10 protein-coding genes are annotated in these 11,633 nt (G+C 66.0%); 8 read left to right on the forward strand and 2 right to left on the reverse strand.

All coding sequences use genetic code 11. The features are described 5' to 3' along the window. Window positions 1-32 precede the first annotated feature (32 nt). Window positions 33-2,051, reverse strand: a complete 2,019-nt coding sequence (locus ACPYOD_RS10905) for an FAD-dependent oxidoreductase (protein ID WP_481301761.1) — start codon at window positions 2,049-2,051, stop codon at window positions 33-35. A gap of 300 nt (window positions 2,052-2,351) precedes the next feature. Here ACPYOD_RS10905 and ACPYOD_RS10910 point away from each other — a divergent pair, with 300 nt between their 5' ends. The 6 genes from ACPYOD_RS10910 (at window position 2,352) to ACPYOD_RS10935 (ending at window position 7,409) form a co-directional block, all read left to right on the forward strand. Further along, window positions 2,352-3,260: a hypothetical protein gene (locus tag ACPYOD_RS10910; RefSeq protein WP_481301762.1), complete on the forward strand. Its 909-nt coding sequence runs from the start codon at window positions 2,352-2,354 to the stop codon at window positions 3,258-3,260. 95 nt (window positions 3,261-3,355) lie between these two features. Beyond that, window positions 3,356-3,715 (forward strand): hypothetical protein, encoded by a 360-nt coding sequence (locus ACPYOD_RS10915; RefSeq protein ID WP_481301763.1) that lies wholly within the window; start codon window positions 3,356-3,358, stop codon window positions 3,713-3,715. Then, complete coding sequence (locus ACPYOD_RS10920) at window positions 3,712-4,401, forward strand: C39 family peptidase (RefSeq protein ID WP_481301764.1); 690 nt, start codon at window positions 3,712-3,714, stop codon at window positions 4,399-4,401. The genes ACPYOD_RS10915 and ACPYOD_RS10920 overlap by 4 nt, the downstream gene beginning before the upstream one ends. Then, window positions 4,398-5,015 carry a hypothetical protein gene (locus tag ACPYOD_RS10925; RefSeq protein WP_481301765.1) on the forward strand — a complete coding sequence of 206 codons (618 nt, stop codon included), beginning with the start codon at window positions 4,398-4,400 and terminating at the stop codon, window positions 5,013-5,015. The genes ACPYOD_RS10920 and ACPYOD_RS10925 overlap by 4 nt, the downstream gene beginning before the upstream one ends. A gap of 63 nt (window positions 5,016-5,078) precedes the next feature. Beyond that, the gene (locus tag ACPYOD_RS10930) at window positions 5,079-6,410 is read left to right on the forward strand and encodes an acetate kinase (RefSeq protein ID WP_481301766.1); all 1,332 of its coding nucleotides are present in this window, start codon (window positions 5,079-5,081) and stop codon (window positions 6,408-6,410) included. A 138-nt stretch (window positions 6,411-6,548) separates the two neighbouring features. Continuing rightward, window positions 6,549-7,409 carry an outer membrane protein gene (locus ACPYOD_RS10935; protein ID WP_481301767.1) on the forward strand — a complete coding sequence of 287 codons (861 nt, stop codon included), beginning with the start codon at window positions 6,549-6,551 and terminating at the stop codon, window positions 7,407-7,409. 494 nt (window positions 7,410-7,903) lie between these two features. Here the strand turns inward: ACPYOD_RS10935 and ACPYOD_RS10940 are convergent, their stop codons facing one another. Next, the gene (locus tag ACPYOD_RS10940) at window positions 7,904-8,584 is read right to left on the reverse strand and encodes a TerC family protein (protein ID WP_481301768.1); all 681 of its coding nucleotides are present in this window, start codon (window positions 8,582-8,584) and stop codon (window positions 7,904-7,906) included. 285 nt (window positions 8,585-8,869) lie between these two features. On the opposite strand from ACPYOD_RS10940, the gene ACPYOD_RS10945 reads away from it, so the two are divergent. Next, complete coding sequence (locus ACPYOD_RS10945; protein WP_481301769.1) at window positions 8,870-10,321, forward strand: bifunctional 2-methylcitrate dehydratase/aconitate hydratase; 1,452 nt, start codon at window positions 8,870-8,872, stop codon at window positions 10,319-10,321. A 196-nt stretch (window positions 10,322-10,517) separates the two neighbouring features. Then, window positions 10,518-11,615 carry an OmpA family protein gene (locus tag ACPYOD_RS10950; protein WP_481301770.1) on the forward strand — a complete coding sequence of 366 codons (1,098 nt, stop codon included), beginning with the start codon at window positions 10,518-10,520 and terminating at the stop codon, window positions 11,613-11,615. Window positions 11,616-11,633 lie beyond the last annotated feature (18 nt).

Raw genomic sequence — 11,633 nt, forward strand, 5'->3', positions numbered from 1 at the left:
GAGCCGCTTCAGCGGCGATTGCCTGCAAGGCGTCAGAGCGTCGCCGCCAGGCGCGTTGCCTGGTCGATCGCCCGCTTCGCATCGAGTTCCGCCGCGACGTCGGCGCCGCCGACCAGGCGAACGTCTACCCCGCGCGCCAGCAGCGCATCGTGCAGGTCGCGGTTCGGTTCCTGGCCCGCGCACACGACGACATGGTCGACCTCCAGCACCTGCGCCTTGCCTTCGACAACGACGTGCAGTCCCGCATCGTCGATACGCTCGTAGGCCACACCACCGATCATCTGCACACGCTTGTTCTTCAACGTGGAGCGGTGGACCCACCCCGACGTCTTGTTGAGGCGCCCGCCCGGCCGTCCCGCCGTGCGTTGCAACAGCCATACCTGTCGCTCCGGTTTTTCCGGCTGCGCGGGCATCAGGCCGCCGGGCGTCGACATGGCCATGTCCACACCCCATTCCTTCGTCCAGCGCGCGATGTCCGTGGTGGGCGAGGGCGCATCCTCCGTGAGGAACTCCGCGACGTCGAAGCCGATGCCGCCGGCGCCGACGATCGCCACCTTGTGGCCCACGGCCGCACCGTTCTGCAGCACGTCGAGGTAGCTGAGCACCTTCGGATGGTGCGCACCCGGAATGTCGAGCATGCGTGGACGCACGCCACTGGCGAGGATCACGGTATCGAAGCCGCCGTCGGCGAGGGCGTCGACAGAGGCTTCGGTACCGAGGCGGCGTACCACGCCGGTGGCGTCCAGGCGATGGTCGAAGTAGCGCAGGGTTTCGTGGAATTCCTCCTTGCCCGGAATACGCTTGGCCATGTTGAACTGGCCGCCGATCGCCGGGGCACGGTCGAACAGCGTCACAGCGTGGCCACGCTCTGCCAGTGTGGTCGCCGCGGCCAATCCCGCGGGACCGGCACCGACGACGGCGACGCGCTTCTTCGCCGGTGCTGGCGCGACGATCAGCTCGGTCTCATGACAGGCACGCGGGTTAACGAGACAGGAGGCGCGCCGGTTCTGGAACACGTGGTCGAGGCACGCCTGGTTGCAGGCGATGCAGGTGTTGATCGCCTCCGGCCGCGCGGCGCGTGCCTTGTTCACCCACTCGGGATCGGCAAGGAAAGGGCGAGCCATGGACACCATGTCGGCATCGCCCCGGGCGAGGATCTGCTCCGCCACATCGGGCATATTGATGCGGTTCGTGGTCACCAGCGGCAGGGACACTTCGCCCTTCATGCGCCGGGTGACCCAGGTGAAGGCGCCGCGCGGCACGCTCGTGACGATGGTGGGGATGCGTGCCTCATGCCAGCCGATGCCGGTGTTGATGATCGTCGCCCCGGCGGCTTCGATGCCCTTGGCCAGCGCGACGATATCCGTCCACGACTGCGCCTCGTCCACGAGGTCGAGCATCGAAAGGCGGTACACGATGATGAAATCCTTGCCGACGGCCTCGCGCATGCGGCGCACGATTTCGATGGGAAAGCGCATGCGGTTCTCGGCCGAACCGCCCCAGCGGTCGGTGCGGCGGTTCGTTCGCGCCGTGAGGAACTGGTTGATCAGGTATCCCTCGGAACCCATGACCTCCACGCCGTCGTAGCCGGCGTCGCGGGCCAGCTTCGCACTACGCACGAAGGCGTCGATACTGCGTTCCACGCCACGGGCCGACAGCGCCCGCGGGGTGAAGGGAGTGATAGGGGACTTGATGCGTGACGGCGCTACGGAGAAAGGCTGGTAGCCGTAGCGTCCGGCGTGGAGGATCTGCATGCAGATCTTGCCGCCCTCCGCATGCACGGCCCGCGTGACCTTGCGATGCCGCGCCACGTGCCAGGGCATCGACATCGTTCCCGACATCGGCTTCAGCCAGCCCTGGATGTTCGGCGCCATGCCGCCGGTGACGATGAGCCCCACGCCGCCGCGGGCGCGCTCGGCGTAGAACGCGGCGAGCTTGTCGAAGTCGGCCGCCTTGTCTTCGAGTCCGACGTGCATCGAACCCATGAGCACACGGTTGGGCAGGCTCGTGAAGCCGAGGTCGAGCGGGGCGAGCAGGTGCGGGTAGGCCACGAAAGGCTCCGTTCAAACGATCGTTCGAATGATGGTCGGAACCGGCACGAACGGCAAGTGGCCCTGCGGCCTTTCACGAATGCATCCGCAGCAGGCGCGTTACGGCGTGTATCGGGCCCGTTACAGCGTGGAGCGTTCAGAAGCGGACGGTGGCGCTGTAAACCCGCATGGGAACGGGTCTCGCCGCATGCGCGACGGAAGGCACGCAATTTGCTCCCTATATAGGACCCGGTGCGTTGGCAGGGCGCCCGGTCATCCCGAAGAAACAGGGGTTTCGCGTCGCTCACAGGAGACTCTCCCATGCGTAAGACTCTTATCGCCACGGCGATCTGCCTCGCTACTGGATTGGCACTGCCGGCCATGGCCGACGACACCCAGACCGGAGGAGCGGGCGCCAGCGCCCAGCGCCGGTCCATCGCCGTCCAGTATTCCGATAGCTCGACCACCACCAACACCAATACCAGTTCGTTCAACACCATCTCGACCACCGCCGTGGCCGAGAGCACCCTCAACGGCACTGTCACCGGTAACACCGTGCTCAGCCTCGGCAACGTGGCCGTGAACCTCGGCAACGCCAACGGCGCGCGCGGTGGAGCGGGCGGCGATGGCTACGGCGCGGTCGGCCGCGGCGGCGCCGGCGGAGACGGCGGAGACAGCGGCAATGCACGCGCTCGCGGCGCGGTCGGCGGCGGCGCCGGCACCAGCAGCGGCGATGCCCTCGGAGCGAGCGTCGCCTACGGCGGCGATACCAGCGGCGACGGCGGCAATTCCAACGGCGACGGCGGCAACGCCAACGGTCGCGGCAGAGGCGCGGACACGGCCACCGGCGGTTCGACTGCCGGAACGGGCGGCGCATCGGCCAGCACCGGTGCGACTTCGACCTCGGGCGATGCCTCGCCCACCTCCACGGGCGGAAGCTCGACGGGTGGCGCGGGCGGTACCGCGACGGCGATGTCGGGCGACGGCGGCGCGGGTGCGGCCGGCGGCGACGGCACGGGCGGATCGGGCACCGGCGGCAGCGGCGGTTCCGGCGGTTCGGGTGGTTCCAACTCCGTGGGAACCGGCAGCTACAGCATGGCCAACAACATGGGTAGCGCGGGCTCCACGCTGGCCGGTATCGGCAGCTTCGCGGCCAACTCGGGCGCGTCGTCGCTGATCCAGCAGAGCGTCAACGTCCAGGCCAACCTGAGCGTCGGCGGCGCCCCGTAACAGCGGCACGGTAGCGAGAAAAGGGAGCCACGGGGCGCGGTTGCGCCCCGTGGCATCCGAAGGGGATCCCCAGCTCCAGGAGAACACTCATGCCGATGTTCCGACCCCACACCGCGTTAGTGGCACTGGCCCTGGTGGCCGCCCCGTGCGTGGCCGGCGCGCAGTCCGCGCCAACCGGCGAAGCGCCTCCGGCATCGTTCGGCGCTCCCGCGTCGACGGCCCAACTGCAGGGCATGACCGGCGGCACCGATACCCACGTGACCAACAACCTCAATACGCAGGAATCGAAAGGCACGGTCAGCGAGAACACCGCGAAGGGCACCTTCAGCGGCGCGAACTTCGTCGGCGATTCGGCGTTCGGCAATTCCGCGGGCCTGCCCACCGTGATCCAGAACTCGGGCAACAACGTGCTCATCCAGAACAACACCATAGTCAACCTGCGGATGAACCCGTGAAACCACGCTATGCCCTCGCCATCGGACTCCTGTCGGTGCTGGCGAGCCCGTTCGCCCTGGCGGACCGTGCGGAGGTACAGACGAGCCCCGGCACGTCGTATCCGATGAGAATGACCAGCCTCAAGGAGGCACGCTTCCGCAACACCGTGCGGCAGCGTTACGACTTCAGCTGCGGGTCCGCGGCGGTGGCCACGTTGCTCACCTACCAATACGGCTATCCCGTGGACGAGCAGTCGGCGTTCGATGTCATGTACACCCATGGCGATCGCGCGAAGATCGGGAAAGAAGGATTCTCCCTGCTCGACATCAAGCGCTTCCTCGCCTCGCGCGGCTTCGAGGCCGACGGCTTCGAAGTACCGCTGGAGCGGCTGGACGCGGAAGGTATGCCGGCTATCGTGCTCATCAACGAGCGCGGCTACCACCATTTCGTGGTGGTGAAGGGCTACAAGAACGGGCGTGTGCTGGTGGGCGACCCGGCCCGCGGCACGCGCGCGATGTCGAAGCGGCGCTTCGACGCGATGTGGACCAACCACGTGGTGTTCGTCATCCACAATCGGCGCGAAAGCGCCATATTCAACAGTCCGCGCGACTGGGCGGTCGCTCCGGCGGCACCCATCGGCGAGGGCATCGAGCGCAACGGACTCGGGCCCATCGTCATGCCGAAACGCGGACCGGGGGACATATGAAAACCCGAACCCTCTTCGTCGCCGTACTGCTCGGAACCGGACTGTGCGCCACCGCCGGTGCCGCGGAGTTTCCGGTGAACCGCGTGGTCTCCGACGCGCGCCTGGACCGCATTCGCGGCGGCTTCGATTTCGGCGACGACCTACGCGCCTCGTTCGCGCTGCAGCGCACCGTGCTGATCAACGGCATGGAAGCGATGCGCACCACGATCAGCGTGCCGGATATCGCGAAGATGACCACGGAGCAGGCGGCCGCCTTGCGTGACGCGTTGCGCACCACGGTGGTCACGAACGGCGCAGGCGGCGTTGCCGATGCGGTGCCGACGATGCCCGCCGTGACCCAGACGCCATCGGCAGGCGCAAGCGTTCCACCCGTAACCAACATTCCGTCGTCTTCGGCGGCAACCCCCACGCCGATGCAGGCACTACCGCAGGCCGTCACGGCCACGCTGCCTTCATCCGGGCTACCGGGGCTCATCGTGCAGAACTCGCTCGACAACCAGGCCATCTCGGCCACCACCACGATCGACGCTTCGGTGAACACCGCGAACACGCTGCAAAGCATGCGGCTGGCCGAATCGCTCCACGATGCGGTGATCCAATTCCGGGGGAACTGACGCATGTATCGCAATGGCAGGGTGATGCAGGCAAGAACATGTGCGAGCGCCTTGGCGCTTGCGGTGCTTCCACTGTGGGTGGGGGCGTGTCTTGCGCAGGAGTCGTCGGTCGATCCGGCGCTGCGCGAGAAGATCGAGTCGCAAGGAAAGCGCATCGATGCGATGCGCAGCCGCATGGCGGAACAACTCGCGGAACTCGAGCAGATGAAGCGCGAGTTGGCGGCGCAGGAGGTGCAGTACAACGACCTTCGCCGCGCCATCGGGCTCAATGCGCTGGAAGAAGCGCGTGGCGGCTCTGCGGCGCTCGCCGATCCGCGCGCCCAGGCGACGCCCGGGCAGGAGCCGCCGCCCGCGCCGCCTCCGGGAGCACCCTCCGCACCAGGTTCGTCGCCCGTCGTCGCCACCCAGCCCGTGGGCCGCCGTCCGGAACAGGACGAGCGGCCGCCGGAAGTGGCGCCCATCTTCGACCAGCCGGGCGTACTGACGCCGCGTGGAAAGCTGATACTGGAACCGTCGTACCAGTATGGTTATTCGTCCAGCGACCGCGTGGCTTTAGTGGGCTACACCGTGATCCCCGCGATCCTCATCGGTCTCGTCGACGTACGCCAGGTGAAGACCACGACGCAGACCGGCGCCGTGGCATTTCGCTATGGCTTGACCAACCGCATGGAACTCGAGGTGCGGGTTCCCTACGTGGACACGCACACCGACACGATCAGCCGCGAGATATTCACCGGCACCGCGCAGGATCGCCTGTTCACCACGAGCGGCAAGGGCATCGGCGACATCGAGGCGACGCTGCGTTACCAGATCAACGACGGCGGCGCCGATAAGCCCTATTACATCGGCTGGTTCCGCGCCAAGTCGCGCACCGGGCGCGATCCGTTCGAAGTCACCAGCGACTGCGTCACACGTTGCGTGGAGAACTTCACGGGCACGGGCCTGCCGTTGCAAAGCCCGACGGGTACCGGGTTCAACTCGGCCCAGATCGGCGTCACGTGGCTGTTTCCGTCAGATCCTGTCGTGTTCTTCGGCAATTTGAGCTACCTGCACAACTTCGAGCGGAAGAACGTCAGCCGTAACGTACTTGGCGCGGGCAAGCAGTTCCTCGGCGACATCAAGGCCGGCGACATCGCGGATATCAGCATCGGCATGGGCCTCTCGCTGAACGAGAAGGCGTCCATCAGCATCGGTTACGACCAGGCTTTCGTGAGTCGCACGACGCAGAACGACCACCCGCTGCCGGGCTCCGCCCGCGCCACCCTGGGCTCGCTGCTCGTAGGCGGTTCGTACCGTTTCAACGACAAGGAAACGTTGAACGTGACGCTCGGCGTGGGCATTACGCGCGACACACCGGACACCACGATTACCGTCAGGGTGCCGATCACGCTGTAGCGGTTTCACGACGGTTTCACCATCTCTGCCTGAACGCGTTCAAACACGCGAAGGTTCCCGTGCACAGAATGCACACGCAAGGGCTCGTTAAGCTTTCGTCCGGGGGTACGAACAAAAACCTTGCAGGGAGTTCTTCGAATGCACACACGTCCACCTCGTCACGCCAAGGTCGCCGCCGGCCTTGTGGTCGCTTCGCTCGCTGCCTTCGGTGCCACCGCGCACGCGCAGGACAGCGGCAGCGACAGGAAATCCCAGTCGCGCGCGCTGGACAACATCAGCCTCTGGGTCGGCGGCTACTACACCAACAACGACACGACCATCGGTGCCAAGACCGGCATCCTCAACACCAGCGGCGACGTGAACCTCGAGGACGACCTCGACTTCAAGAAGCACAAGGTGGAACCGCGTGTCCGCCTGGACTTCCTGATCGGCGAGCACCAGGGCTTCTCTTTCGACTATTACCAGGTCGACCGCTCGCACTCGAAGACGCTCTCCGAGCAGATCAACTTCCTCGGGCAGCCCATCGATGCGTCGGCGCGGGTGAAGGGCGATCTGAAGTTCAACTTCGGCAGCGCCGCCTATAAGTGGTGGTTCGGCACGGGCGACGACGTGTTCGGCCTGGGCCTGGGTGCGGCTTACTACAAGGTGCACGCCAGCATCTTCGGCAGCGCCTCCGTCAACGGCCAGACGTTCTCCGATGGCTCGAGCACCAACGCCAGTGCCTGGGCTCCGGACCTCCAGCTCGGCTGGCGCCATGCGTTCAACGACCAGTGGCGCATGTACGTGAACGCCAACGGCGTGAAGAAGAACGGCGGCAAGCTCAACGGGCACATCTGGGACGCCGCGGTCGGCGTCGAGTGGTTCCCGTGGCAGAACGTCGGCTTCGGCGCCGAATACGCTTACACGCGCATCAAGCTAAACCAGGATAAGCGCAACTACGACCTGAACCTCGACATGAAGGTGCACGGTCCGACGGCCTACGTCCGCTTCCGTTTCTGATCCACCGCGTTCCGGGGGGATCCAGGGGCCGCCGCAAGGCGGCCTTTTTTTTGTTCTTCGCGTATTACCGGGCACCTGCCCAGCCTGGGTGATGACGAGCCTGTCGCGAGTTCCATCGGGCATGTCGTGGCGGTTCTTGCGACCTGATATCGCCAGAGCGCTATGCAGATGTCCCGCTCGCCGCGGCTTCTGCCTTCGGCAGTGATGCTCTCCAAACACTCTGCCTCAGTCATGGAAGGAGTCTTCGGTGTCCACCCTCGAGGCGAGTTCCGCACAAGAGAGCGGCCGAAGGCCATTAGGTACACGGGCCGCGCAGGCGGCCCCTCCCATTCGAACGCGGAGGACTGTCTGAGCAGCGAGGGTGGACACCGAAGGCTCTGGCGCTACCGCCCGAGCCGACGGCGACGCCAGTCGCTGGACACATGCATTCGCCTTGGCGAATGAACCGATCTACCCAGGCAGCGTCCACGGACTTCCGTGAAGAACCTCCTTGGCTACGCCAGCGCCTTGCGCTGCATCCGGCGCGCCCACAGCCAGCCGCCCCCGCACACGGCGGTCACCAGGATCACGTCGAGTAGCCAGGGGGCCCACGGACGTGCGTCGAACCAGGCGGCCACCAGGTGGTCGTGCGCGATCATCCGTGCGGCGGTCCACGCGATGGCGCCCGCGCCGATGTAGATGATGACGGGGAAGCGGTGGATCAGCTTCAAGATCAGCGTGGAGCCCCAGACGACCAGCGGCACGCTGATGGCGAGACCGAGCACGACGAGCCCCATGTGGCCCTTGGCCGCGCCGGCGATCGCGAGGACGTTGTCCAGACCCATGAGCGCGTCGGCCACCACGATGGTGCGGATGGCGGACCAGAAGCCGGAGGCGGCGGCCACGTCGGGATCGTGCTCGCCCGGTTTCAGCAGCTTCCACGCGATGGGCAGCAGCAGGATCCCGCCCGCCAGCATCAGGCCAGGCAGCTTGAGCAGCCAGATCACGGCGAAGGTGAGGGCGATGCGCACCGCCACGGCGCCGAACGTTCCCCAGAACACCGCTTTTTTCTGCAGATGCGGGGGAAGGTTGCGCGCCGCGAGCGCGATGACGATGGCATTGTCGCCCGCCAGTACCAGGTCGAGCAGGATGATCGCGGCGAGGCCGGAGAAGAACTCGGGGGTAAGGAAATCCATGCGGTGTGGCCCTTGCGCGCTGGTGGACCCATGCGGCGGCGACGGGTACGCGCGCCCGTCGTCACCACAAAAGTCTCGTTCCCGGCGCGAGCCGCCGCTACGACCGGGACGCGGGTGGCGTCCGTACTGACGATCGTGGCGCGCGGGCCGGGATGGCCCGCGGAACTACTCCCCTTCGGGTGGTAGTGGGCGCATTGTGGCGGTTGGGATGCAGCGCGGCAAGACATCCCCCGGTGGGGACCGGTTAAAATCGACGGCTTTCCCACCCCTTCGCGAGTGACATCCATGAGCGCACACGACATCCGTTCCGCCACGCGTCCCGATCCGGACCAGCCGTTGGTGGACATCGCCAACTACGTGGCCGATTACACGATCGACTCGCAGGAGGCCTATGACACCGCGCGCTACATGCTGCTCGACTCGCTGGCCTGCTCGGCGCTGGCCATGAAATTCCCGGACTGCGTGAAGCATCTCGGCCCCGTGGTGCCCGGTGCCACGCTCGCCGGCGGTTCCCGCGTGCCCTTCACCTCGCACGAGCTCGATCCCGTGCAGGCCGCTTTCGCCATCGGCACGCAGATCCGCTACCTCGACTTCAACGACACCTGGCTCGCCGCCGAGTGGGGCCATCCCTCCGACAACCTCGGTGCCATCCTTTCCGTGGCGGACTACCTGTCGCGCAAGGCGGTTAAGGAGGGCGGCAAGCCCCTCACCGTGCGCGACGTGCTCGGTTATGCCATCAAGGCCCATGAAATCCAGGGCTGCTACGCCCTCAAGAACAGCTTCAACCGCGTCGGCCAGGATCACGTGATCCTCGTGCGCCTCGCCTCCACGGCGGTCACCACGGCCATGCTGGGTGGCGGCAAGGAACAGATCACCACCGCCGTCTCGCACAGCTGGATCGACAACGGCGCCCTGCGCACCTACCGCCACGCCCCGAACACGGGTCCGCGCAAGAGCTGGGCCGCCGGCGACGCCTGCCGCCGCGCCGTCACGCACGCCATCAACGCCGTCTACCGCAACGTGGTCGGTTATCCCTCGGCGCTGTCGGCGAAGACCTGGGGCTATTACGACGTGGCCTTCAAGGGCAACGCGTTCGAGTTCGAGCGTCCGTTCGGCAGCTACGTTATGGAGAACGTGCTGTTCAAGATCAGCTTCCCGGCCGAATTCCATGCCCAGACCGCGGTGGAGTGCGCCATGGCGCTGCACGCCCAGGTGGGCGGCCGCCTCGACGAGGTGGAGAAAGTGGTGATCGAGACCCAGGAAGCCGGCTGCCGCATCATCGACAAGACCGGGCCGCTGGCCAACTACGCCGACCGCGACCATTGCATCCAGTACATGGTGGCCGTGCCCCTCATCTTCGGTCGCCTCACGGCCGACGATTACAACGATTCGGTGGCCACCGATCCGCGTATCGACGCCCTCCGCGACAAAATGACCGTGGTCGAGAACCCGCAGTTCACCAAGGATTATTTCGACCCCGAAAAGCGCTATATCGGCAATTCGGTCCAGGTGTTCTTCAACGACGGCTCGTCCACGGAGAAGGTGTCCATCGACTTCCCGATCGGCCACCGCAAGCGCCGCGCCGAGGGCATCCCCGTACTGCTCAAGAAGTTCGAATCCGCCCTGCGCGCCGAGTGGCCCGCGGACCGTGTCGAGAAGGTGCTGGCGGTGACTTCGTCGCCCGAAACGCTGGATGCCATGCCCATTCACGAGTTCATGACACTCTTCACGGCTTGATAATCGCTGTGACTCGAGTATGAACGGCGGTTTTTGGCAGGTGCCCAATTGTTTGATTTTTGCTAAACTGCCGCCGCCCGTTGAAGGGGTATCAAAGCGAGGGACGGCTGAAGTCCCCGGATTCGACAAGAGTTCTACGCGCGATTTCCGTCTGGGGTGGAGCGCGGACGCGAATACCAATAATGAGGAGACACCGATGAAACGTAAGGGCTTGTTTTTGCTGATCGGCTTGGCCCTGGGCGGCGTGGGTGCCGTTCACGCGCAGGAATCCGCCGACACCGCGGGTAACGGCTATGACGGCCGCTGGTACATCGCCCCGACGGTTGGCGGTTACTACAACGACACCGACCGCAACACCAACAGCCGCCAGGTTTACTACGGCCTGGGCTTCGGCAAGTTCATCTCCAGCAACGCGTCGATCGACATCTTTGCCGACCGCACCAAGCGCGACAACGATGGCGTTGGCCACTGGTCGAACAACAGCTACGGCGTTGCCGCCCGCTTCTACGCTGGTGCGTGGGACAGCTGGCGTCCGTACCTGCTCGCCGGCGTGATGGGTTCGTACCACCACAACCCGTCGGACAACGGCTGGTCCCCGGCCGCCGAGCTCGGCGTCGGCGTGTCCAAGACCATCACCGACAGCTCCGACTTCCGCGTGGAAGCCGGCTACCGCTACGACTGGGACGACAAGACCAACGATAGCGAGAACGGCTACGGCGACTGGTTCCTCGGCTTCTCGATCGTGTCGCGCTTCGGCGAGCCGCCGGCTGCTCCGGCTCCCGCCGCTGCTCCGGCCCCGGCTGCTCCGGATTGCTCCACGCTCGACACCGACGGCGACGGCGTGAACGATTGCGACGACAAGTGCCCGGCCACGCCGGCTGGCACCATCGTCGGCCCGGATGGTTGCCCGCAGAAGGTCGTCATCGACCTGCGCGGCGTCAACTTCAAGTTCGACCGTCCGAAGAAGGGCGAGACGAACATCGGCCCGACCCTGCAGGAGCCGACCAGCGAGTCGCTGGGCGTCCTCGACCAGGCTGTCGACACCCTGCAGCGTTACCCGCAGGTCAAGGTCACGGTTGCCGGTTACACGGATAGCGTTGGTAAGGACGCCTACAACCAGGGCCTGTCCGAGCGTCGCGCGAAGATCGTGTACGACTACCTGACCTCGCACGGCATCGGTGCGGATCGTCTGGAAGGCCCGATCGGCCACGGCGAGAACAACCCGATCGACACGAACGACACGGCCGAAGGCCGCGCTCGCAACCGTCGCACGGAACTGCAGGTTCAGCAGTAATACCTGCAAGCCGCTCGC

Source organism: Luteibacter sp. HAY1-4A (genome assembly GCF_056755355.1).